The organism is Paenibacillus sp. J22TS3 (genome assembly GCF_018403205.1).
Lineage (GTDB): Bacteria > Bacillota > Bacilli > Paenibacillales > Paenibacillaceae > Fontibacillus > Fontibacillus tuaregi.
In genome coordinates, this window is record NZ_BOSF01000009.1 from 23,401 (window position 1) to 45,200 (window position 21,800).

Sequence of the window (21,800 nt, forward strand, 5' to 3'; positions counted from 1 at the left end):
TAATAAGCCGCTTAATTAAATTTTACGCTTGGGCTGACAACGGGCCAGGCAGACCTGTTACTTGTGCAGATCTGCGACCGTCTCTTGCCAGCGGGCAATGACCGCAGCCGGGTCATGCAGGGCGATCTGAACCCCGCCCAGAATATCTGCATACTGGGCGGTATCCGCGCGGCTGGAGACAACGCGGGCCTCGAAGCGCTGCCGCGGATGCTTGGCGTCTGCCAGCGCTTCGAGTGGACTTAGCGCAAGCCTGCTGTACATGGCCGTTCCGGCATAGAAGACGCACAGCATGGCCTTGCCGGAACGCAGGATGTTGCCGGTTGTGACCGTACCGGACCACAATCCAAGCCTTAGCGTGTCTGGCGAGAGGGCCACAATCTCACCAACGCTGATCATGGCCACATGCGGCCAGCCATCCTCTGTAACGGTCAGCAGCATCATGGCCTCCTGCTGCTTCGCAGCCAGATTGCTGCCATCCAGCAGCTCGTAGAGCTGGGGTGGAATTCTGTTTTTGATATTCATCGCATCTCCCCCTTAGCCTTAAGATATGCCTTAATTGTTCTCATCCATGAAAGGCTTATTCACAAAATAATACATGAAGCCCATCAGCAGTACGCCCCCCACCAGATTGCCCAGCGTGACCGGAATCAGGTTGTTCACCACACCCGCAAACGAAATGGTCCCCGGATGGTTCAGAACCAGCGCAATGGCAAACGTACACATGTTGGCGATGCTGTGCTCATAACCGGAAATGAAAAAGCAGAATACAAACAGCACCATCGCAAACATTTTCGCCCCGTCACTGTTCAAGGACATCGGTATGAAAAAAGCCAGGCAGACCAGCCAGTTACACAAAATGGCCCGGAAGAACAGCTCCATCGTAGGTGCATGCATTTTATGGTCAACCACGCTCAGAAGAAAACCATTTACCGAAGAGCTGTCGAACAAGCCGGTCAGGTAGATGAGCAGCGCGAAAGCGCAAGCTCCAAGAATGTTGCCCAGGTAGCTCGAACCCCAAAGTTTAAGCACCTGAGACCACCTTAACCTTTTGCGCAGAGCCCCGTATGTATAATAAAAAGTGTTGCCGGTGAACAGATCACCGCCCCCGTAAGCAATCAGAATAATCGCCGCCGGGAATGTAATGGCCGCCATCGGATAAGTAAGCGGGGATTTCTCCATGTAAAAGAAATTGCCTGTCTTGAAAGCCACAATGACTCCGAAGCCGATAAACATGCTGGCGAGCATCGCTCTTGCAATATACCTGATCCAGCTTTGTTTAAATATTTTGTATTTCTTGAGTGCCAGTTCCTCCACTTTTAATAGTGATTCCGTCTCCACGATTCGTCCCCTTCCTAATGCTGAATGGATAATTTTAGCCCATTTACCCGTTTCCCGTACTATAACACAAGTATTTCATTTTGAAACCGGGTCCATTCGGGAAAAATTCACGTTTAGATATTGATTTTTGAGAATGATCATGCATAATATTAATTAAAGGATCTCGTGATAATGATTCTCATTATTAAAGAGAACGCCGAGCATCTCATTCTCGAACTATTTTCACACAAAGGGGTTAAGTCCATGAGAACAGCCGCAGCCCAGAACAGTCAACGTATTGATGAGTACCTGGATCTTCTTAATCTCGCAACCAGCCTGGGAGATCAGAAGTGGCAGAAGGAAATCATCCGCAAGCTCTCTTACATGTACGAAGCCAAGAAAGAACAATAGAACTGTGGTTATGTCTCCTTGAAGGCGTCATGCTTAATAGGAATAAGATAAGCGGGGGCCGTCTTATGGACGGCCCCTGATTTTTTAAGTAAAGCCATTCCCTACCTTATACATAGTAAATTAATAACAGGCCCATAACAAAAGTTGTGCAGGCAGCTTGTAAGTTTTAAGGAGCTCTTTGGTCAACCATAGCGCTCCCTTCCCCTAACCGCTTAGTCATCATTCCCTTCATGCCGTTCCCGGAGCCTCCGGAACATGTCCTCAATCCGCCGCAGCTCATCTTCCGAGGTAATCTCCCTGAGAATGGAGAACCCCATATTCGGATCAAGGGTTGTAACGTTCTCCAGACTGTACAGCTTGTATTTCCTCCTCTTTGGAGGAATCACCATATAGGCGGTATGCGCTGCCACCGGAGTCAGACCGCTCTTCCGCAATTGGCTTTTCGTACGCAGATCTGCAGGTACCCTGTCTTCGGGATAAGTTCTCATGATGACCCACCACCCCCACTTAAATTTTTTGAAAGCACCCTTAAGGACAGATCATCCAGGCCTAGTACGAGGCCCAGTGTCACTTTATGAGTTAATTACTCTTTTGAATACGCATCTACGATTAGAGGTATCCATAACACCCCAAATTCAGTGGCTGCATAATCATACTTAGGTCTGGTCCTCTAAATATAAAAACTGCAAGAAAGTCCATACACTGAGATAGGCCCTTCTTGCAGGTACTGTAAATTATTGTACTTAACTCAGTTTACTTCTGACTTATAAATCTTCTGCTAGCCTCCTCAGCTGCTCAACCATTTGTCAAAAAAGTCCGCATAACCCGCCTTCATCACGCGGCTTGAAAATTTCTCAAACGCATAGCTGCGGTTCTCGTTCGAAACCTTGTAAGGGACGGCTGAGGCCATGTTCACCAGTTCAAACCAGTTCATCTCATTGCCAGCAAACGCATGGGTCGAGCTGATATGCCCATAACAAGGATGCTCCGGCTTAACCACGATTTTACCCATGGCCATAGCTTCTGTCAGCGGCATAGCGAACGTATCGAACTTGGAGCTGCTCCAATATACCTTGCATGTATTCATCAATTGAAATACCTCGTCCTGAGATAAGGCAAACCGGAGCTTAATATTAGAGGGAATTTCATATTTCTTCATGCTTTCCCGGTAGCGCTCCCCGCCAAATACCATAAACACTTCCTTGTCGGGATTCCGGCGCGCATATTCCAGCACAAGATCCGGGCGGCGGTTCTCCTCATCCCGGCCGATCCACATAATCCGGTTGTCCACGACCTGGGCGGGATCAAAGTGCTTATTAGCAATTTCCTCGTTGAATCCAATCGGAATTACCGTTACATCCGTAATACCGAAGTTCCGGTCCATCTCACGCTTTAGAAATTCCGTCTGCACAATGGCCTTGTCCACAATAGAATAGAAGGGCTTCATCATTTCATAGCCGGTGAGAGCCGGGTCCGGGAAGCTATGCGGGAACAATACACTGTTCTTCAAGAACATGTTCAGAAAAGTAAAACCCGACACTGTGTAGATCACATGCTCAATCCCCTGCCCGTAAATCTGGTCCAGTACTACGTCATAGTTGACCAGATCCCCCTTCTCATGCTCATATCCAGGGAGCCAGTCATGACCGCTTACGTGCCGCTCAGGAGAGATAAACACAATCTCCACCCCGAGCTCATGGCCAATACTCCGCAATCGTTCGGCAAATACCCGCGGCCCCTGTGCCTCCGAAAATTGGATTTTGCGCATCACCAATCCTACCTTTTTCATTCACCCACCACCTTATCTGTATAGTTGCTAAGGTATCCAATTGTCTCTGCCTCCCGCCGGCACAGACACTTCACGCACTCAGCTAAGCTCTTCACAGTCTCATGCCACTGCGCCTTGAGCAGGGGGACTGGCCAAATCGCCTTTCCCCGCTTCAGATCCGAACGGATCAGGAGCAGCATCCAGACCGAGAAGACCGCCGCGAACAAGCAGTATTCCTTCCTCAGCTTTTCCATATCCCACGCTTTACCATGGCGGGACGACTCAGACGCGTAAACGTTCAGCGCCTGCTCCCGAAGTATTGGGGTCATTTGCTTCGGAAATAACGGATGCGACATATCCAGCACGTGATACAGGTCCCAATATGGGGTATTCAAATGCGCATGCTCCCAATCCAGAATGAACAGCTTGTCTCCTGCCAAAGCAAAATTGCCCAGATGAAGGTCCCCGTGGCACAGCACCTGTGAGGCTTGGAAAGCAGGGGTGGCAGCTGCCTGTAACAGCTCTGTCAACTCCTCTGTCAGACGAATGCCCGGAAGGCCAAGCTCAGTAAGCAGTTCGCTTGCTTCTTCCTGTCTCTCCCGAAGCTCCTCCACAATCGATTCAATCCTTGGCTTCTGTCCCACAAGCGGCAGGTCGGCAGGCCAAGCCGTCTGTGGAAAAGCGTGCCAGAAGGCCATCTCCTTAACGACCTTGAGCATCGTATCCGCATCAAACTCATGACTAAGCGGTCCCAGATCCTCGAATATAGACCACCCCTGCCCTTCCTGCTGCGGTCCTGATCTGGCCAGCATTCTCGGATAAATAGCCGGAAGCCTAGGCAGAATATGTTCGTAGACCCAGCTCTCCCTGCCATCTTGGCCTGGATGCGTTAGCGGTTTAAAGATATAGCTCCGGTCAGGAGCTGTGTAGAAGCGCTCCACCAAATTGCCGTTCATCCCTTGATAAAGCGTCTGGCGCTTATGAATATAACGGCTGTCCAAACGACCGTCCGATGTTATGAAATCCCTCAGATTATCCATGGCTCCCTCATTCAATTGAAATTAATGATTCGAATGTCAGCTGTGTGTAAAAAATCCGTTAACTTGCTGTTAATTCACTATTATCTCAAAGCCTTCCACGCTTGTACACCAGGGCCACACCAGGGCCGGTTCAAGATTCTTCAGGATGAGCTTCGGGTATATGAACTGATAAGTAATCCTTAAATCTGCGGGGTTCGCCAAAGCATAGGAAGCCTGGACAAATTACATATCTTAGAGGAGGTTGCAGCTATGAATTTGAAAGGAAAAGGCTGTCTAATACCGCTCATTGGGATCGCTGCGATTGTGGTGATTATCGTGATCTTTATGATCAGTAATTACAATAAATATGTGAGCGCAGAGGAGAATGTGGATCAGAAATGGAGCCGGATTGAGACAGATCTGCAGCGGCGCTATGACCTGATTCCCAACCTTGTGAACACGGTCAAGGGTTTTGCCCAGCATGAGAAGGAGGTCATCAAGCAGGTGACTGATGCAAGGGCCGCGCTTGGAGGGGCCCGGACGGCAGACGAGAAGGCCGCGGCTAATGACCAGCTGCAGGGCGCTCTGGGACGGCTGCTTGTCGTGGTCGAGAACTACCCGAACCTGAAGTCGGACGTCCACTTCACGCAGTTGATGGACGAGCTGGCAGGCACTGAGAACCGGATTGCCGTAGCTCGCGGAGATTATAATGACGCTGTCGCGGAATACAACAAGATGATCAAGCGGTTCCCGGGTCGTCTGGTTGCCGGAATAATGGGCTTTGACGCCAAGCAGTATTTCCAGACCACCACGGAATCCCGCACCAATCCGCAGGTCGATTTCAGGACCGATGGGTCCACCTCGCTGCGCTTCGGCAATCCGCGCCATGCAGATGACCTGGCCACCGCGGTAGGTATGCGGGCATGAACGGGCCAGTGAAGCGGCCGGGGGCGCGGCAGACGCGAGCCGTCTCACGGCAGACCGGCCTAAGCCAGGTTGGACTGCAGCAAGCAGGCCTGGGGCAGGCGAACTCGGAGCTGCTCGGACTACGAACGGAAGAGTCGCGGCAGGCGGATAAGGTCAAGCCCAGCGCCAACTCTGGCGGCGGCTCTGGAAGCCGCCACCTCACAAAGCCGCGCCGCTTGCTCCGCTGGCCTGCCGCGCTGACAGCTGCTCTGCTCGTCCTCCTGCTGCTCGGAAGCGCGGCGGCCGCTGCTGCGAACCTGGACATCCCTGAGCCGACAGGCGATATCTATGTCCAGGACTTCGAGGGCTTGCTCGCCGCCGATCAGAAGGCGGAGCTCAGCAGACTGGGCCGGGCGCTCGAAGGCGCCACCAAGGCCCAGGTCGCCGTACTCACCGTACCTGACTTCGGCGGAGCCGATATTGAGCAGTACGGGAATCAGGCTTTCCGGAAGTATGCTCTCGGGAACAAGGAGCTGAACAACGGGGTTATGCTGCTGCTCTCGATGGGAGAGAGACAGGCCCGGATCGAGGTCGGTTACGGCCTGGAAGGCGCGATTCCCGATGGTAAAGCGGGACGGATTCTGGACAGCACGACCATCCCTTACCTGAAAGAGAACAAACCCGATCAGGCCATCATCCAGACTTATAAGGCCCTCTATAATGAGGTTGCCTCTGAATACGGAGTCCAGGATAAACTGAACCCGGAAGCCGTGGTGCAACCCGAATCTGGAGCAGCGGCGGGGCAAGACGGCGAAGGCGGATTCTCGATTCTCTGGATGATCGGAATTGCCGTGCTGATTGCGCTGGACTTTATCTTTTTCCGGGGTGCGATTACGCTGACCCTTCTCTCCATGCTGGGTCGGGGAGGCGGAGGCTGGGGACGCGGCGGCGGAGATGGAGGCGGCTTCCGGGGCGGAGGCGGTGGTTCATCCGGTGGGGGCGGAGCAAGCCGGAGATTCTGACCCCACCCATTGTATAAGCAGCCATCCTCGTGGATAGCACAAAAGAAACAGCCTGTGTCAGATATTCAGATCAGGCTGTTTCTTTTTATGCTCCTGAAGAGCTCTTGAAGAGCTCTTGAACACTCTTACTCAACACTTCCAAACAACCCTAGGCGCTCATTACAAGCACCTTCTTATACCTGGGCTAGCCTCTGGGAGCCCACAAAATGATCGAAGCCCCGATCATACATATTGCCGCACCAAGCCAGTCGTACATATCCGGACTTCTGCGGTCAACGACCCACCCCCACAGGAGGGCCAAAACTATGAATAACCCTCCATATGCGGCATACACGCGGCCAAAGGAAGGAAACCGTTGAAAGGTCGGAATGATCCCATACACAACTAGAATTAAGGCGCCGACCAGCCCGTACCAGGCGGGCTTCGATTCGCGAATCCACAGCCAAATCAGGTAGCCCCCGCCTATTTCGGCCAGGCCTGCAAGAGCGAAAACAATCAGAGATATCAGCATGCCAAGACGAGTGCTCCCTCCCCTATTGCAGTTAGTTGACTCAACTATACTCCCATTTCTATCTTATGAAAATAACCTGCCCGCCTGATCGGTGCAAAGCCGGGCATACCAGCCACCAGCTTGTTCAATTCAGAGCGAAACTGCTCCCTCCCGTCGGCTTGCGATACTCCCTGTTTCGGCAAAAACGCCAACCTTACCTGAAAGAAACAGCTGCGGGCACAGGGTGAAAAGCTATCCATCTGACTTAATAAGACCGTTTTATCAAGAAAGAAATCCTCTTTCCACAAGCAAATCTTCCGTGACCTTCCACAGCTTGCGCTGCATTGCGGCATCCCCCCCGGGCGGAACGGGTTCAATTGACTTTCCGGTTCCAACGTTAAAGTACCCGCCTGTCATGTTCTGATATTCGGGCTCCACAATCAAGCGGATGATAATATCCGCTCCTCTTCGCGGATCTCCAAGACGAAGAACCTCAAGCAGTCGTTCTAATAAAGGGGCGAACCAGAGTTCTCGCCCAAGTCCGGTAACGTTAAATCCCGGATTAAGCGCATTTGCGCTAACTCCCGTACCCTCCCATCGTCGTGACAGCTCAGCAGTGAACATTATATTCAACAATTTGGTTTTTCCATAAATGGAGGACGAGCCGCGTGCAGAAAAAGGGGCTGTATCCGTTAAATCCCCAGAGAGCTGTAGAACTCCGTGACGGCGTGAAGCTTCGGAGGCAACATTGACCACTCTGGCCTTGCCTGCATTCTGTAGAGACGGTTTTAGCATATGGGATAACAGCCATGGTGCTAAATAATTGACAGCCATCATTTCAGGAAGCCCCTCGGGTGTTGTACGGGGCTCAAAAGCATGGATTCCCGCATTGTTCAACAGCACATCAATTTTAGGGTAAGCGGCGGTTATTTCGCTCCCAACCCGTTTAACATCCTTCAGCAGGGATAAATCCACATAGAAGAAATCAACTTTAGCAGATGGAGATCTCGTCTCAATCTGTTCTCTTGTGGCTTCAGCGCGCGCTTTACTCCTGGCCGTCAAGACAAGGTCGAACCCACGGCCTGCCAATTCAAGCGCGACAAGCTGTCCAAGACCACTAGTGGCCCCCGTTATAACAACCGTTGCTTTATTAGGCATCGTCATTTCTCCTTCATGTGATACAATTTTTTTGAAGCAGCTAATCCAAACAACAGAAGAGCTTGTGTACTTAATTGATATATGTCCACTATATTTACTTAATTGATATATGTCAATTAATTTCAAACTGTTTTTTGATCTAGGGAAAGGTGATTGAGGGTGAACTATAAAGAGTTGAAGGATATACCACGGGGAAATCTGGAGTTGGAGTTGGGCGAGCAGCTTAACGCGCTCATTAGTGCCTTACATGCCCTGAATGTCAGAGCCGCAGCGAAATTCGACTCCTCCTTACAGCCTGCTGCCTTCCATATTGTTCGATGGCTGTATTCTTATGGCCCAACGAATGCGGCAGCCTTAGCGGAATCAACGGCAATGGACCGAAGCTCGGTCAGCCGCCTTGTCAAACAGCTCCAGTCTTTGGGTTATGTGAACAGAGAGGCCTCTCCAAATGATGGACGTGGAATTGTGATATCCCTTACCGAGCTTGGACAACAAAAAATAACAGATGCGCTTAAGGAGAAAGAATCTGTTTTCTATGAACGGATTTCGGAATGGGAGAATGAGGAGCTTTATGATTTCATCCAAATGCTCAAACAATTTAATGGATTCAATCGTCATTAAGGATGTAATCGTATGCGCCTGCGGGAGGCAGCTGATCACAAGAATCGGCTGCCTCTTTGCTAAGCTAACGGGCAGGTTTCTTCTGTTCATTCGATACTTTTAGCCTGAGCGGTGAGTTTTTTGAGAACATATGTTCCATATGGCATTCTAAATAAGTTATACTAGTTATCGGAGTTTAAGAAAACATGGTTATCTGCCATGCTGCACGAAATTCACAGAATGGGGTGAAAGGTATGTCAAAATCAACAAACCCGCCACAGATTAAGCTTGAACCTTGGTCAGATGCCGACCTCGGCTTACTGCGGCTGCTCAATGCTCCCGAGATGACGGAACACCTCGGGGGGCCGGAGACCGAGGAAAAGATTTTAGCCCGTCATAAGCGTTATCTTGAGATTGACGGTCGGGGGACCGGTCGCATGTATGCCATTGTCATGCTTCCCGATCGTGAACCGGTTGGCAGTATCGGCTATTGGAACAGAGTATGGCAGGATGAGCATGTATACGAAATCGGCTGGGGTGTGCTGCCGCCATATCAGGGCAAAGGTATAGCAACCATGGCTGTTGCGGCTGCAGTTGCTCTTGCAAGGAAGGAGCAAAAGGTCAGGTATGTTCATGCCTTTCCTTCGATTGACAACCCGGCGTCCAACGCGGTATGTAAGAAACTTGGCTTCTCGTTCCTCGCGGAATGTGACTTCGAATACCCCCCAGGAAGCCTGATGCGATGCAACGACTGGAGGCTGGATCTTCATTCTGCAACGTAGCTGATCCGAAGACAATGTAATACAGAACTGTCAAGAATGCCGGAACTTCTGCTTCCCGATCTCCTTCCAGGAATAACAGAATAGCCCGGCATTCTTTCTCAGGCCCACCCCCGGTACTAATACTTAGATGATGAAGACTATTGGATATTCAATATGTCCGTCATGAATGTCCATCATGACGGGAGTTGTGGCAGGTGATTTTTTTACAAGAAAATGATTCCCTAAAAAGAGAGGGTCTTGGCTTAAACCCAAGGCCCTCCCTTACGGGCACTTACTTCCGTATTGCTTCATAAACAAATGGCGGATCTCCATTGGTCGGTGCTTGACCGTATTGGAAATCGGCTGATACCACCACGTCTGAGAATCCAATGCTCTCCAGAGCAAGTTTAAACTCTTCGACACCGTACCAGCGTAATGCAAAACGTTGTAATTCAGTTTGAATAAGTCTGAGAACTTGCCGTTAAAAAAGTACGGACCTTACCACAAGCTCCTGCCTTTCCGATGTTCCATTTGACAATACGGCAATTAGAACTGTATAGTACTAACATGAAACCAACAACCAAACTATCCAACCGCGACGTTGCGCTGCGCACAGCTGGCGAGCTGTTCCTTAGTAAAGGCTACCTGCTTACCAGTATGGATGATATCGTGAGTGCCAGCGGGGTATCCAAGACCAACATTTATTATTATTTCAAAAGCAAAGAGGAGCTTCTGTCCGCGATTCTCAGCGGTATGATTCAGGAGTACGGCGACCTCATTGAGAAGGCAGCCGCAGACACAAGCCTAACCGTGCTTGAACGTCTGCAATTGATGCTGGAAGCTCTGATGGCGCAAAACGGCAATTGTCTGGCCGGATGCCCGTTTCTGACGCTCTACGCACAGACACCGCCGGATGCCCGGGACATTCGGGCACAGATTAGCGGCTTCTTTAGGGGGCTGCGCGGTCAGTTAGAGCAGTTGTTAACCGAAGGCGTCTCAAACGGGGAATTTAGAAAAAATTTGAATATCAAGGCTACCGCAGCTATGATGCTGTCCTTGATCGAGGGAGGGTTGTTCCTCACCCATGCCGGTGACGACCGTTCCATCCTGGATGAGGCTGTCTCTACTTTAGCAGATTTGCTAAAGTAATTTTTTTAATCATTTTTAGTACTGTATAGTACTAAAAATCAAATTTGTATTGGGGGAATTAGATTGGCTGCGATATTTATTACTGGTGGTACAGGATTTATCGGCAAGCATATCCTACGAAATCTGGCTCAGCAGGGTCACGAGCTGCGAGTGCTTGTAAGGTCGCAAGAGCGGTTCAACGAGGTGCTCCGGCAGTTGGGAATTGCGCCCTCCCCGGCAGAGCGCATTCATCCCGTCGTGGGTGATCTGGCTCTGCCTGATCTCGGACTTGAAGCCGCCAGATGGCAAGAGCTGGTCCGGGAGACCGAGGTCCTTATTCACGCTGGAGGGCCTATGGATATTCAGCTTGGTGAACAGGCGGCACGCGACGTATTTCTGCAGGGCACCCGGGAGGTGCTGAACCTGGCTCGTGAGGCCCACGCCCACCATGGGCTGCACCAGTTCATCCACATCGTCGGTTTCAAGAGCCCGATTCACGGGAATTCCTTGGACAATCCGGATGAGACCCGGAGGGAGCTTGCGAAGGAGCCTCCCTATGAGCAGATGAAGATGCTCGCAGACCTTGAGGTGCGGCTGGAAGCCAGGGAGGCTGGTTTTCCACTGTCCGTGGTACACCCCAGCGTTGTCATCGGGGATTCGGTAACCGGCAGCACGGAACAGACCGGTGGGCTTGGAATTCTTGTGCATTCTGTGAGCCGTGGACTTTTGCGCCTTGTTCCAGGCAATGCACGGCATTGGCTTCCCCTAGTCCATGTGGACCATCTTGGTGCCTTCGTCGCCGCGCTCGCCGCCGAGAAGGATATATCTGCCGCAGAAAAAACTTACTACCTCCTCGATAACCGTCAGTCAAGCCCTTCCATCAAGGGTTTGGTGGGACAGATCTCCAAGGAACTGCTAGCTCCCCGGCCCATCGGCTCGCTTCCTCTTCCCCTGCTGCATAAGCTGCTTGGAGGAAGAGGAGGCCTCGGGAAGAAGCTCGGCATTCCACCCGAGTCGCTCTCCTTTATTGTGGACCTTGACTATCCAGCAGATCCCGTAAACGTGATCTGTGAGCGCCATGATTTAACGACTTCCGTTAATTTTTCAATACTGCCTAACACCATTGCCGATCTGGATTTCCGCCTCGCCCACACTAGCGAAGGGCAGTATACAAACAAGGCTGCTGGCTATCGCCGCGGACGGCGGGGTTCCTTGGCCACGCTGGAGAAAACCGGCAGCGGTGACCCCGTGCTTTTTCTGCACGGAACGTTCAGCACAGCCGACTGCTTAATTCCACTGGCTGAACATTGGGACTGCGTTCCGGTATGGCTGGCCGACCTGCCGGGCTTCGGACGGTCCCCCTATCATCACCAAGATGACGTGATCAACGGCTATGTGGATGCAGTAACCCAAGCCATTATGTCCCAGGCGGCTCCTGTAACGCTGGTAGGCCACTCCTTGGGAGGACTAATCGCAGCCAAAGTGTTAGAGCGGATTCCTGAGCGCCTGAATGCCGTATACCTGCTTCAGCCCGCACTCCATCCTGCTGGACGCTTGCTCCAGTATCCGGCGCTTACGCGGGCAATGCTGGGGACACTGACGGGCAAACGTCTAAGCCGCCAACTAATCAGCCGGACCTGCTTCGAATCCGAGGATCAAATTCCGGAAGGATATATCTCTCATATCCTGGATGAGCTGCGTTCCACAAGGGTCCGGGCTGTTACAGCCAAGGTTATGGCCAGCCTTACAGAAGCCAAGACTTTTGATCTGCACCCGGAAGCTTGGCCCAAAGATAAAGTATCTATTATCTGGGGAGATAAGGACCGAATCTACCACCTGCCTGACCGCTTCCGCCGGTTGAAAGCACATACGCTTCCCCTTGGACATCATTTCCCATTGTCACACCCCGGTGAGACGGCCGTATTAATGCAGGCCCCTTGTCCAGGTAAATGAAGAACCCGATCTAAGGGGATAGAGAGCTGAAAAAGGAAGCTGCGTGTTGTGTGTGTACAATCCATCCTCCACCCAACGCCCCTGTCAATTTGGTCTGCCGCCCGGCAGCCCTGAAGCAGGGGTGTCCTTTGTATTTTTGGGTCCCTGGCTGCTCTAGGTTGTTTCTTGGTTATCCTTGGTTGTACTTGGTTGTACTTGATTGTTCTTGGTTGTCCTTACCTGTCTTTACCCGTCCATACCTGTCCTTACTTATCCCCTGTCTGTGTCCCCGTTTGGCCCTCTCTTCTCCTCTCTTCTCCTCTCTTCCCCTGCTATCGGCGGCTCGTAATTCCACCCAATCCATCCTATACTGTTAAAGAGCACATTTTGCGGGATATACCGGCAAAAGCCCGCATGAAAGGAAGTGGATTATGTCACTTCAGGAAGTTACAGAACAAGAATTGCTCGAATCACTTCAAGACAACAGCAGCGCTGAAGCAGTCTACTTTTATACAGGATTATGCGGCACCTGCCAATTGGGCGAACGGATGCTTGAGATTGCCTTGGTGGCAGCCCCCTCGATCCGGGTGTACAAAATAAACATCAACTATGCCCCGCTCCTTAGGGATAAGTGGAAAATAGCCAGTGTTCCCGCGCTTGTGCTGCTCGAGCACGGAGCCCCAGTACAAACTGAATATGCGATGCGTTCCGTCGATCATTTATATACCTTGCTGACTAAACATTTCAGCAGCCCGAAGTAACAAAGAATATGGAAAGGAAATAAACATGAATTTTCAGTTGACCCAGCGGATTATCAAATTGTTGTGCGGCCCACTCTCCTATGAGCAGGGTGAAGCTTACTATCTGGACAACCGGGTTACCTTCCGCAAGTATGATGATGACCTCGGCAGCTTCGAGGCAGTCGTCCGTGGACATGAGAACTACGACGTTCACATCGAGATTGACAGCAACAGCGATGTGGAAGCCAAGTGTACCTGCCCCGCATACTACTCCAGCTTCCAGTACTGTAAGCATATAGCAGCTGCTCTACTGAACATCCGTCAAATCGAGAGCGGCGGGGAGCCCCAGATCCGCTCAGGCATTTCAGAGCCGAATGTGCCCCACCAATTGGGGGCGGCAAGACAGCGGGTGTTCCACTTCGAGGACAAGGAGAGAAGATGGAGTACCCGCGCAAGTTCCGAGCCGGACACCCAATTGGCCGGAGAGCTGCTCGGCCTGTTCCGGGACAAGCCCCAGCGGCCTAGTGGGACACGCAATCTGTTCGATACAAGAGAGCAGCTTCAGGTGGAGTTCATTTGCAGACCTTTTTCGTACAGCTACAATAAAATGATGCTTGGTCTTGAGATGAAGGTTGGTACCAGCAAAAGGCTCTATATCGTCCAGAAAATCCGCGATTTCCTTGGCCGAATTGAACGCAGAGAGTCGATGATGTTCACCAAGCATTTCAGTTATGTGCCCGAACTCCACAGCTTTAAGCCCGAGGACGACGCCGTGATTCGCCAGTTGATCCAGATTCATCAACATGAGCAAATCTACCGGGATACTCTAAACAGCAGCGGCACTTATGGAGGTAAATCTGGGGGAGAGCGCCTACTTCCTGTTCCACCCTCCTTCTGGGAACCACTGCTTCCGCATCTTGCCTTAGTCCCAACAGTTAAATTCATGCAGAATGACCGGACATATGATGGACTGAGCCTGTCGGCTGAAGCAGTGCCTATCCGGTTCGAATTCGATAAATCACCGGATGATGGCTATCAATTGGACATTCAGGGCCTGGATGAACTGACCATATTGGACGCTTATGAACTTGTCCTGTCGGAAGGCAGGCTGCTGAAGCTGCCGGCGGCCCAGTGCAAGCGGCTGATTGAGCTGAAGAACATGTTAGATAGTTCACGTGATCCACAAATTCGGATCTCGCCCCAGCAGATGGAGCCTTTTATGGAAAGGGTCGTTCCGGGGTTGATGAGGCTGGGTGAGGTCCACATTGCTGAGACGGTGTCCGGCCAGATCCTGAGGACCCCGCTTAAAGCCAAGCTGTTCCTTGACCGGGTCAGGGACAAGCTGTTGGCAAGTCTGGAATTCCATTATGGGAACATTATGATTAATCCCGTGGATGACAGCAGCACCCAGCGGGCAGAGGGCCGGATTCTGATGCGTGATGGCGAACAGGAGAGGCGAATTCTTGAGCTGATGGAGATGAGCGCTTTTGCAAGGAGTGAGAGCGGTTATTTCATGGAGGATGAGGACGGGGAGTATGAATTTCTTCAGCACATTATGCCCCAGCTTGAGAAGCTTGCGGAAATCTATGCCACTTCAGCAGTCAAGGTCAGAATTATTCAGCCGAGTGCTCCGCCCAAAATCCGTGCTGATCTTGATGAACGGACGGACTGGCTGGAGTTCTCCTTCGACATGGGTGGAATTCCTGAATCGGAAATCCGCAACCTGTTGAAATCGCTTGGAGAAAAGCGCCGATATTACAAAATGCCAAATGGGTCCCTGCTGCCCCTAGAGTCAGAGGAATTCCAGGAAATCGTCCGGCTGATCAATGAGGTGGGCATCCGGCTTGGCGACCTTGAAGGGACTCAGGTTCGCGTCCCTGTGGCCCGGGGGCTGTATCTTCTCGATGCACAGGAGCAGAATCGCTCGCTTGTCCTCGGCAGATCCTTCCGGAAACTGCTGGACAATATGAGAAATCCGGACAATCTGGAGTTCGCCGTACCGGAACGCCTGGAATCCGTACTCCGGGATTATCAGAAATACGGTTACCAATGGATGAAGACATTAGCCCACTACCGGTTTGGCGGTATCCTTGCCGATGATATGGGCCTCGGGAAGACGCTTCAGGCCATCACCTTCATTGTTTCTATTCTTCCCGAAGCGGAGCATCTAGATCTGCCGGTTCTGGTCGTAGCTCCCGCTGCCCTAGTGTACAACTGGCGCAACGAGCTTAAGAAATTCGCTCCAGAAGTGCGCGCCCTTATCGCGGATGGTACCCGAACCGAGCGCGGCAGGCTGCTCCGGAACGCCTCCGGGGCCGATGTGGTCATCACCTCTTATCCCCTGCTTCGCCAGGACAAAGACCTGTATGCCTCAAGGCCGTTCCACACCTTGATCATGGACGAGGCCCAGGCCTTCAAGAATCACGGCACCTTAACGGCGCAAGCGGTAAGAATGCTCCAGGCCAAATACCGTTTTGCCCTGACGGGAACCCCAATTGAGAACGGCCTGGAAGAACTGTGGTCAATCTTCAGCTTCGTATTCCCGGGGCTGTTCCCGAATCGTCAGGACTTCAGGGAGCTGCCCCGGGAGACGATTGCGAGAAGGGTACGCCCATTCCTGCTTCGGCGCTTGAAGACCGATGTTCTTCGGGAGCTTCCAGAGAAGATCGAAACCGTTCAGGCCTCCGAGCTTCTGCCGGAACAGAAGAAGCTGTATGCCGCTTATTTGGCCGAACTTCAGCAGGAAACCTTGAAGCACTTGAAGGACAAGGATTTGCAGAAGCACCGGATCAAAATTCTGGCCGGCCTGACCCGACTTCGCCAGCTCTGCTGCCATCCGGCCCTGTTCGTGGAGGGTTATACCGGAAGCTCAGCCAAATTCGAGCAGCTGCTGGAGATTATCGAGGAGTGCCGGAGCGCCGGCAAGCGGATGCTGATCTTCTCGCAGTTCACCCAGATGCTGGGTATGATCCGCAAAGAGCTGGGTTACCAAGGCGTACCCCACTTCTATCTTGATGGTCAGACGCCCGGCAAGGAACGGGTGGAACTGTGCGCCCGCTTTAATGAGGGCGAAGGCGATCTGTTCCTCATCTCCCTCAAAGCCGGGGGAACAGGCCTTAATCTGACCGGAGCCGACACCGTGATCCTGTATGATCTATGGTGGAATCCCGCAGTGGAACAGCAGGCAGCCGACCGGGCGCACCGGATTGGGCAGAAGAATGTCGTGCAGGTTGTCCGGTTGGTGACTGAAAGAACGGTCGAGACGAAGATGTTCGAGCTTCAGCAAAAGAAAAAAGACCTCATTGATGAGGTCATCCAGCCTGGGCAGGAATCCCTGTCCTCCCTGACGGAGCAGGACATCCGGGAGATTTTGGACATTTAGCCGTTCGCTCCCCGTGATCCCAAACGATATATTCAGTTAGATAGCCGCAGCTGGTAACTTGAACAGCTCCCCTTCCCGATTAATAAATCCAGAGGGGGAGCTGTTTGCTATGTCTGTGCTTTTGTGGAGACAGCTCTCTCAGCTTAGCATTCTCTGCCACAGAGCCCCCTGCCTTTGATTGCTTTGTTTGCATTGTTTGTTTACTCTGTTTGGTTATTTGCTTTGTTTGCTCTGTTTGCTCTGTTTGCTTTGTTTGTTACTACCTTCTGCATATGGTCCCTTCCTCCTCTAGGCAGTGCAGTCTAGCATGCTGAGGTTGAGGATCAGCCAACTTTTTATCCACAGGCAATGGCCGGCCATAGCCGAGCCATTGAATGCACCCGCGAGTAAAGGGTTTTACTTTTTTAACAGCCGTTGCAGCTTGGCATCCAGAACAGCCTGATTATCGAGAATATCGGTGAGCATCTCATAGATAACCTGATTGGACACCTCGGCAGCTCTAAGGCCCTGCACCCGCTTGGCTTGGCGGAGCTGAATCTCCGCCGCTTTGACCCTGATCGGGTCTGCGGGAATATGGAAATAGTTCTTCTGGCTCGGCTTCTTGCCAGGGATGGCTGGCTTGGCAGCAGACTCTGAGTTTCCGGTATGCTCACTCGAAATGGATACAGCCTCCTGCTCCGGCATCACAGACTTAAGCTGCTCCTCCTTCTTACTTGACATCAAGTATCACCACCTTCAGTTCAGCATCACGGTCAAGCCCAAATGTCCTTACCTTGAACTCCCCAGGCTCTTCACTGCTGATCGTAATTTCGGCTGTTCCGTTAACAGACTGTACCTCCTGCCGGATTCCCGCCACCTCAATCGAAATGGGCTCTTGGTAATCCCGGTGAACTTCCCCATTCCAGTCATGAATTGTAATATGGACAGTCAGAACCTCTGTGCCGTCCGCCGGGATGGACTCCTTATCCGCCTTCAGTTCAGCCAAATAACCCGTGAACTCTCCCTTCACATAACGGGTGAACAGCAGGTTCTCATTCCCGTAAAGCTTCTCGTCAATCGGAACCAGGAATTCGGACTGAACTTCGCCAGACAGTGCGCTGAGCCCCTCTATCCTTCCCTTCGAATCAATCTGGGCATAATAATTAGGCAAATTCGATCACCTCCCATGAGAAGGAGTTGAAGGCATATTCGAAGTTAAATGAGGCAAATACACTTATCTTGTTCGAGGCAATAATTGCCGCATTAATATCCGTCTCCTTGTATTCCTGCCGGTTGCTTCCCCACTCAGGCCGGGCCTGCCATCCGTGAAAATACACATTAATAAAAGCTTTGCTGACATCAACAGGATCTATAATAATTTCCCGGTAATTAGTATCATCAGGTATATTTTGGTCCCTACGTAAAAATCCAGTACCTCGCTGCACTTTCTTGATTCCCACACCTCTCCACCCCAGTCCATCGTTAAATTGAAAGTTACCCTTATCTGATCTTAAGGAGATGCCATTCACTTTCTCAGCCTGCGGAGTATCCCCGGATAGCCTCGACTGAACTGAGGCGTTGAGATAAATGGTCTTGTTCCCGTTGCGCTGGGCCAGCACCAGCCGGTCCTTGCTGTCATAGCTGCGCAGCCCTTCCTTCCATTGTCCTACCGAAGGCTGAACTGTAATAGCATGCTCGTAAGGAATATCCACATAGAGATACCCCCAGTCCGGAATTATATAAGCGCCCGCCTTGACGCGGAAATATGTCCCTGCCGGCCCGTTCATGACGATAATCTCTTTCTCCAGCGTGAGCACTCCGCTTCCGTTATCAGTTACATTTCCCTCCGCCATAATGCTCAGGCCCTGCATACGGGCATTCAATCCCCAAGGCCGAATATCTTCAAGAGCGTCTTCTCCAACGCCTCCGTGGAACCTGCTGTAGACGGACAGGCAGGACAGCACCGTCCTCGCTGAGCTGCCATGAGCTGTTACGGTCAGCTTCACATAGATCGCGTCCATCGCTTGACTGAACGGAATGAAGCTGAACGGCTCATACATCCCTCCGCTGAATGTATAGACCTGTGTCCATGTTTTCCCGTCCGCGCTGACTTCGATATTAAAGCCCTTAGGCAGGGTGCTTATATCCGAGCCAACCCAGGAGCCGAAGGACATGCCCTCCACCTGGTTGTGCAGCTTCCCCAGCGAGATGGTAATAGACTGGGGCAGAGCGGTCTCTTTGGGGATCGACCATAGGTGATTGTCCCCCTTGCTCCCCCACTGAAAGGTATAGGGCGTCGTGGGCACCCCACTAAGCTCCCCGCCGGTAATCGTCACAGATTTGTACTTGGCTACATTAGAGCTCAGTCCTCCCGAACGCAGATGCTGACGTTCGATGGTGTTCTTCGCGATTTTGTCACTTAGGATTGCACCCGCGGCTACCTTGTCAGTGGTAACCGCCCCGGCAGCCAGCCCCTCCTTGCCGATCTGGGGCGCGTCGCCCGGTTTGCCGGTATGACGATGGCCCTTGGTATCGCTGAATAGGGCATCCGTGGCTTCAATATTCTCATTTTGTGCGGCGCGTCTGACTGTATCTGTTGCCTCAAACGTCTTAAGTCCACTTGGCAGTTTACCCATCACTTCACGCTCCCTTCTTTTTTAGGCTTCCATACTTCCAACTGGTTCCAGTTCTTGTTCATCGCCTCAAGCTGCTCCCAGGTCAGCTTGGCTTCATCCAGTTCTTCCCACCGGAGATAGGTGAATTGATAATTAATTCCCAAATGAGCGGGTACGATCTCCCGGACCGCCGCTTTCACATCGTCCAGATTGGCCGGAATTCCTCTTGTGCCGATAAATGTAATGACAACTTCATATTTCTCAAAATTCTCCTGCACATCAATCTGCCCGTTCTCAAATGAATCGACCACAGACTTGATTACAGATACGGTAACCGTACCGGAGCCGCGCAGCTTCGACTTAATTAGTGAACGCCGCTGATCCTCAGGCTTGCTCTCCAACACAGGAATTCCACAGATAGCCTCCCATCTGGACAATCCCCATGTCGCGGTCTCCACAAAGAACTGGTCAAGCACATCCCGTACCTTCTTGTGGTACTCCATGATCTCTTCCGACTCCCGCGCAAGCAGATGCTGGACGATCTTGGAATCCGCATAATACTTGGGCAGGTAATCGTGCATATCCTGCTCAATATCCCTCGGCATCTCACGTAACAATGAACTTCACCGCCCCGGACACCGCCACATGATCATCCTCAATTTTCAGATTGCCTTCCACTCCGTTTAGGGTCAGACCATCAAAATCAATCACAGATTCGATATTCAAAAGCAGTCCCAACACACGGTTGTAACGTATTACAGACTCCCGAAAGGCCAAGTCCGCCAAGTATTCGGTCAGCTCCTTCGCAAACCTTATCTTGACCTCCTCAAGCGACGCACCGCTCAGCAGGGTAAGACTGGCGGCAACCTCGATTTTGACCTCTTCCGCCGGACTTACAGTAACCTTGGCCCCTACCGGCCTGCGTTCCTCAACCGCAACCCGAACCTTCTCCACAATATCGGGAATCGGCGCCCGCTTATCATCCGACAGCAGGGCAAGCTTTACGGTCCCGTTGCCATTCCAGACTGGAAACACCCGTACATCGCCAACCCCCGGCACCTCAAGCGCCCACTGTCTGTAATGCCAGGCATTTCCGCTGGTGGCTGGTCGCCGCACCCGATCCAGATACCGGCCCAGCAGCGATTCATCAGACTCCAGATCTGCCCCGTTCACAAAGGCTTCCTTATTCGTCACCTCAACAATTCCGCTCAGATTCCCAAGTACAAGCTTAATCTGACGGGCAGCCACATTGCCCCGGCTTCCGCCGAGAACTGCCTCCGCAGGGACCTGCAGCTTGCCGGACTTCATTGTACCGGCCTTTGTCGTCACGAACAGAATCGCTTGCTCTTCATCTGTAGAAACGGCCGTTCCCGCAGGAATCACAATATTATCATCCCCGCTGAACTCCAGAGTTCCTTGTGCTTTGACACTTGGTCTCCGGGTAAGTCCAAGCTCCGCAGCCCTTCGTTCAAGATACTCTGAAGGCTGCTGCGGACCGGCGAAGCCGAAACGGAGAACGTTATCCAATTCTATGTAAGCGTGAGCCATCTCGATGGCTGCCGGTGAGAGCAGATCATAGGTGATTGCTCCCTGGCGCTTATCAATATCGTCCGGGATTCGGGCTAGCATCCGATCCAGAATTACATCTTTGGTTTCTTTCTCATACACGGCTAGATTGTCACCTCCTGTTCAATGATTCCATCCCGGGTCTGCACCTGAAAGGATACATACAGCTCATCCGCCTTGCGGACGATCTGAAAGCGGCTTACCGCCTCAATCCGCTCATCATAAATCAAGGCTTCTGTAATCACCCTGGTAATTTCGCTCTTCAGCAGCTCTTGGGATATGTCCTGTCCCAGCAGACTATCGAGCTCGCAGCCGTATTGGCCGTTATAGATGAGATAGCGGTAACGGGCCGTGATAATCGCCTTGCGGATGAATTGTCTTAATGCTTCCATGCCGTCAATCATATGCCCGGTGAATTCTCCGGAATCGAAATCCAGGGCATAGGTCCGTGAAGACCGCGGCTCCGGTTGAACAAGAACAAACCGTTCCTCTTGCTTTCTTAGCGGAGACAATGCCATTAGTACATCACCGCCCGGTCCAAAATAATATAGGTCTGCCCCTGCTGAATTCCTGCAACCAGCACCCGGTCGTCCTTCTTGAGTTCGTCCGTGAATTCGAGTTCGGCTTCCTCCACCGTCTGATCAGCATCCTTCAGTTCGAGACTGGTGAAGGACAAGGCATGATCATGTGGTCCCGGCGGCATCTGTACCATCGTCACCCCCACCTTCAGACCGGTGGGCGGAGCAGGCAGGGGCGGACTGCTTGCGGAGAGCTTCACGCCTCCGCTGCTCTTCAAATTGACCGTCCGCTTGTGCTTCGTCAGTGACTGTGCAACGATCAGGTCATCCTTTTCCAATTCCACGTTCATATGATCCACTTTAATCCTGAGTTCAGGGGGAGCATTTGTGACTGTTGCCAGCTCAATGGAGACATCCGAGTTATACCCGATCGCCCGGATTAACTGAACAAGCTGACTTGCTCCTGAACCTTCAATTCGCTCCATGAG

The 21,800-nt window shown here is 51.9% G+C and carries 23 protein-coding genes; 9 read left to right on the forward strand and 14 right to left on the reverse strand.

Annotated features, from left to right (window positions below; all coding sequences use genetic code 11):
* Positions 1 to 57 precede the first annotated feature (57 nt).
* On the reverse strand, positions 58 to 522 hold the full coding sequence (locus KJS63_RS22395; protein ID WP_213621153.1) for a pyridoxamine 5'-phosphate oxidase family protein: 465 nt from the start codon (positions 520 to 522) through the stop codon (positions 58 to 60).
* 30 nt (positions 523 to 552) lie between these two features.
* Positions 553 to 1,338 carry a formate/nitrite transporter family protein gene (locus tag KJS63_RS22400; protein WP_068613546.1) on the reverse strand — a complete coding sequence of 262 codons (786 nt, stop codon included), beginning with the start codon at positions 1,336 to 1,338 and terminating at the stop codon, positions 553 to 555.
* A 243-nt stretch (positions 1,339 to 1,581) separates the two neighbouring features.
* Here KJS63_RS22400 and KJS63_RS22405 point away from each other — a divergent pair, with 243 nt between their 5' ends.
* Positions 1,582 to 1,728: a hypothetical protein gene (locus KJS63_RS22405; RefSeq protein ID WP_187386100.1), complete on the forward strand. Its 147-nt coding sequence runs from the start codon at positions 1,582 to 1,584 to the stop codon at positions 1,726 to 1,728.
* A 212-nt stretch (positions 1,729 to 1,940) separates the two neighbouring features.
* Here the strand turns inward: KJS63_RS22405 and KJS63_RS22410 are convergent, their stop codons facing one another.
* The 3 genes from KJS63_RS22410 to KJS63_RS22420 form a co-directional block, all read right to left on the reverse strand.
* Positions 1,941 to 2,216, reverse strand: coding sequence for a hypothetical protein (locus KJS63_RS22410; RefSeq protein WP_213621154.1), 276 nt, complete (start codon positions 2,214 to 2,216; stop codon positions 1,941 to 1,943).
* Between the two features lie 299 nt (positions 2,217 to 2,515).
* Positions 2,516 to 3,517: a glycosyltransferase gene (locus KJS63_RS22415; protein ID WP_213621155.1), complete on the reverse strand. Its 1,002-nt coding sequence runs from the start codon at positions 3,515 to 3,517 to the stop codon at positions 2,516 to 2,518.
* Complete coding sequence (locus KJS63_RS22420) at positions 3,514 to 4,536, reverse strand: aminoglycoside phosphotransferase family protein (RefSeq protein WP_213621156.1); 1,023 nt, start codon at positions 4,534 to 4,536, stop codon at positions 3,514 to 3,516. The genes KJS63_RS22415 and KJS63_RS22420 overlap by 4 nt, the downstream gene beginning before the upstream one ends.
* 249 nt (positions 4,537 to 4,785) lie before the next feature.
* Between KJS63_RS22420 and KJS63_RS22425 the strand changes: the two genes are divergently transcribed.
* Positions 4,786 to 5,442: a LemA family protein gene (locus KJS63_RS22425; RefSeq protein WP_213621157.1), complete on the forward strand. Its 657-nt coding sequence runs from the start codon at positions 4,786 to 4,788 to the stop codon at positions 5,440 to 5,442.
* On the forward strand, positions 5,439 to 6,443 hold the full coding sequence (locus KJS63_RS22430) for a TPM domain-containing protein (protein ID WP_213621158.1): 1,005 nt from the start codon (positions 5,439 to 5,441) through the stop codon (positions 6,441 to 6,443). The genes KJS63_RS22425 and KJS63_RS22430 overlap by 4 nt, the downstream gene beginning before the upstream one ends.
* 184 nt (positions 6,444 to 6,627) lie before the next feature.
* Here KJS63_RS22430 and KJS63_RS22435 read toward each other — a convergent pair whose 3' ends face one another.
* Together KJS63_RS22435 and KJS63_RS22440 are read right to left on the reverse strand one after the other, a co-directional pair.
* Positions 6,628 to 6,954 (reverse strand): YnfA family protein, encoded by a 327-nt coding sequence (locus KJS63_RS22435; protein ID WP_213621159.1) that lies wholly within the window; start codon positions 6,952 to 6,954, stop codon positions 6,628 to 6,630.
* Positions 6,955 to 7,215: 261 nt separating this feature from the next.
* Entirely contained in the window at positions 7,216 to 8,091 is an 876-nt protein-coding gene (locus tag KJS63_RS22440) for an SDR family NAD(P)-dependent oxidoreductase (RefSeq protein WP_213621160.1), read from the reverse strand.
* Between the two features lie 159 nt (positions 8,092 to 8,250).
* Between KJS63_RS22440 and KJS63_RS22445 the strand changes: the two genes are divergently transcribed.
* From KJS63_RS22445 to KJS63_RS22470, 6 genes are all read left to right on the forward strand, one after another.
* Entirely contained in the window at positions 8,251 to 8,712 is a 462-nt protein-coding gene (locus KJS63_RS22445; protein WP_213621161.1) for a MarR family winged helix-turn-helix transcriptional regulator, read from the forward strand.
* Between the two features lie 233 nt (positions 8,713 to 8,945).
* Positions 8,946 to 9,473 (forward strand): GNAT family N-acetyltransferase, encoded by a 528-nt coding sequence (locus tag KJS63_RS22450; RefSeq protein ID WP_213621162.1) that lies wholly within the window; start codon positions 8,946 to 8,948, stop codon positions 9,471 to 9,473.
* A gap of 546 nt (positions 9,474 to 10,019) precedes the next feature.
* Positions 10,020 to 10,601 (forward strand): TetR/AcrR family transcriptional regulator, encoded by a 582-nt coding sequence (locus tag KJS63_RS22455; protein ID WP_244862735.1) that lies wholly within the window; start codon positions 10,020 to 10,022, stop codon positions 10,599 to 10,601.
* A 63-nt stretch (positions 10,602 to 10,664) separates the two neighbouring features.
* Positions 10,665 to 12,533, forward strand: a complete 1,869-nt coding sequence (locus KJS63_RS22460) for an alpha/beta fold hydrolase (RefSeq protein ID WP_213621164.1) — start codon at positions 10,665 to 10,667, stop codon at positions 12,531 to 12,533.
* A gap of 410 nt (positions 12,534 to 12,943) precedes the next feature.
* Positions 12,944 to 13,273: a thioredoxin family protein gene (locus KJS63_RS22465; RefSeq protein WP_213621165.1), complete on the forward strand. Its 330-nt coding sequence runs from the start codon at positions 12,944 to 12,946 to the stop codon at positions 13,271 to 13,273.
* A gap of 25 nt (positions 13,274 to 13,298) precedes the next feature.
* On the forward strand, positions 13,299 to 16,634 hold the full coding sequence (locus KJS63_RS22470; RefSeq protein ID WP_213621166.1) for a DEAD/DEAH box helicase: 3,336 nt from the start codon (positions 13,299 to 13,301) through the stop codon (positions 16,632 to 16,634).
* A gap of 396 nt (positions 16,635 to 17,030) precedes the next feature.
* Here the strand turns inward: KJS63_RS22470 and KJS63_RS22475 are convergent, their stop codons facing one another.
* Genes KJS63_RS22475 through KJS63_RS22505 form a run of 7 tightly spaced genes read right to left on the reverse strand, consistent with a single transcriptional unit; the run spans position 17,031 to position 21,797 of the window.
* Positions 17,031 to 17,354, reverse strand: coding sequence for a hypothetical protein (locus KJS63_RS22475; RefSeq protein WP_213621167.1), 324 nt, complete (start codon positions 17,352 to 17,354; stop codon positions 17,031 to 17,033).
* The gene (locus KJS63_RS22480; protein WP_213621168.1) at positions 17,344 to 17,784 is read right to left on the reverse strand and encodes a hypothetical protein; all 441 of its coding nucleotides are present in this window, start codon (positions 17,782 to 17,784) and stop codon (positions 17,344 to 17,346) included. The genes KJS63_RS22475 and KJS63_RS22480 overlap by 11 nt, the downstream gene beginning before the upstream one ends.
* A complete protein-coding gene (locus KJS63_RS22485; protein ID WP_213621169.1) occupies positions 17,777 to 19,249 on the reverse strand; it encodes a discoidin domain-containing protein in 1,473 nt (490 codons plus the stop codon). The genes KJS63_RS22480 and KJS63_RS22485 overlap by 8 nt, the downstream gene beginning before the upstream one ends.
* Entirely contained in the window at positions 19,249 to 19,845 is a 597-nt protein-coding gene (locus KJS63_RS22490) for a YmfQ family protein (protein WP_244862736.1), read from the reverse strand. The genes KJS63_RS22485 and KJS63_RS22490 overlap by 1 nt, the downstream gene beginning before the upstream one ends.
* The gene (locus tag KJS63_RS22495; protein ID WP_244862737.1) at positions 19,835 to 20,896 is read right to left on the reverse strand and encodes a baseplate J/gp47 family protein; all 1,062 of its coding nucleotides are present in this window, start codon (positions 20,894 to 20,896) and stop codon (positions 19,835 to 19,837) included. Before KJS63_RS22495 ends, KJS63_RS22490 begins: the two co-directional genes overlap by 11 nt.
* Before the next feature lie 2 nt (positions 20,897 to 20,898).
* Positions 20,899 to 21,312, reverse strand: a complete 414-nt coding sequence (locus tag KJS63_RS22500; protein WP_068613492.1) for a DUF2634 domain-containing protein — start codon at positions 21,310 to 21,312, stop codon at positions 20,899 to 20,901.
* The gene (locus KJS63_RS22505) at positions 21,312 to 21,797 is read right to left on the reverse strand and encodes a DUF2577 family protein (RefSeq protein ID WP_213621170.1); all 486 of its coding nucleotides are present in this window, start codon (positions 21,795 to 21,797) and stop codon (positions 21,312 to 21,314) included. The genes KJS63_RS22500 and KJS63_RS22505 overlap by 1 nt, the downstream gene beginning before the upstream one ends.
* Between the last annotated feature and the right edge of the window lie 3 nt (positions 21,798 to 21,800).

Excerpts from the sequence above, each read along its gene's own strand:
- KJS63_RS22395 (WP_213621153.1), bottom strand. The coding sequence starts at position 522 with ATGAATATCAAAAACAGAATTCCACCCCAGCTCTACGAGCTGCTGGAT.
- KJS63_RS22440 (WP_213621160.1), bottom strand. The coding sequence starts at position 8,091 with ATGCCTAATAAAGCAACGGTTGTTATAACGGGGGCCACTAGTGGTCTT.
- KJS63_RS22415 (WP_213621155.1), bottom strand. The coding sequence starts at position 3,517 with ATGAAAAAGGTAGGATTGGTGATGCGCAAAATCCAATTTTCGGAGGCA.
- KJS63_RS22505 (WP_213621170.1), bottom strand. The coding sequence starts at position 21,797 with ATGGAGCGAATTGAAGGTTCAGGAGCAAGTCAGCTTGTTCAGTTAATC.
- KJS63_RS22465 (WP_213621165.1), top strand. The coding sequence starts at position 12,944 with ATGTCACTTCAGGAAGTTACAGAACAAGAATTGCTCGAATCACTTCAA.
- KJS63_RS22425 (WP_213621157.1), top strand. The coding sequence starts at position 4,786 with ATGAATTTGAAAGGAAAAGGCTGTCTAATACCGCTCATTGGGATCGCT.
- KJS63_RS22450 (WP_213621162.1), top strand. The coding sequence starts at position 8,946 with ATGTCAAAATCAACAAACCCGCCACAGATTAAGCTTGAACCTTGGTCA.
- KJS63_RS22455 (WP_244862735.1), top strand. The coding sequence starts at position 10,020 with ATGAAACCAACAACCAAACTATCCAACCGCGACGTTGCGCTGCGCACA.
- KJS63_RS22475 (WP_213621167.1), bottom strand. The coding sequence starts at position 17,354 with ATGTCAAGTAAGAAGGAGGAGCAGCTTAAGTCTGTGATGCCGGAGCAG.
- KJS63_RS22470 (WP_213621166.1), top strand. The coding sequence starts at position 13,299 with ATGAATTTTCAGTTGACCCAGCGGATTATCAAATTGTTGTGCGGCCCA.
- KJS63_RS22420 (WP_213621156.1), bottom strand. The coding sequence starts at position 4,536 with ATGGATAATCTGAGGGATTTCATAACATCGGACGGTCGTTTGGACAGC.
- KJS63_RS22485 (WP_213621169.1), bottom strand. The coding sequence starts at position 19,249 with ATGGGTAAACTGCCAAGTGGACTTAAGACGTTTGAGGCAACAGATACA.
- KJS63_RS22410 (WP_213621154.1), bottom strand. The coding sequence starts at position 2,216 with ATGAGAACTTATCCCGAAGACAGGGTACCTGCAGATCTGCGTACGAAA.
- KJS63_RS22500 (WP_068613492.1), bottom strand. The coding sequence starts at position 21,312 with ATGGCATTGTCTCCGCTAAGAAAGCAAGAGGAACGGTTTGTTCTTGTT.
- KJS63_RS22405 (WP_187386100.1), top strand. The coding sequence starts at position 1,582 with ATGAGAACAGCCGCAGCCCAGAACAGTCAACGTATTGATGAGTACCTG.
- KJS63_RS22435 (WP_213621159.1), bottom strand. The coding sequence starts at position 6,954 with ATGCTGATATCTCTGATTGTTTTCGCTCTTGCAGGCCTGGCCGAAATA.
- KJS63_RS22430 (WP_213621158.1), top strand. The coding sequence starts at position 5,439 with ATGAACGGGCCAGTGAAGCGGCCGGGGGCGCGGCAGACGCGAGCCGTC.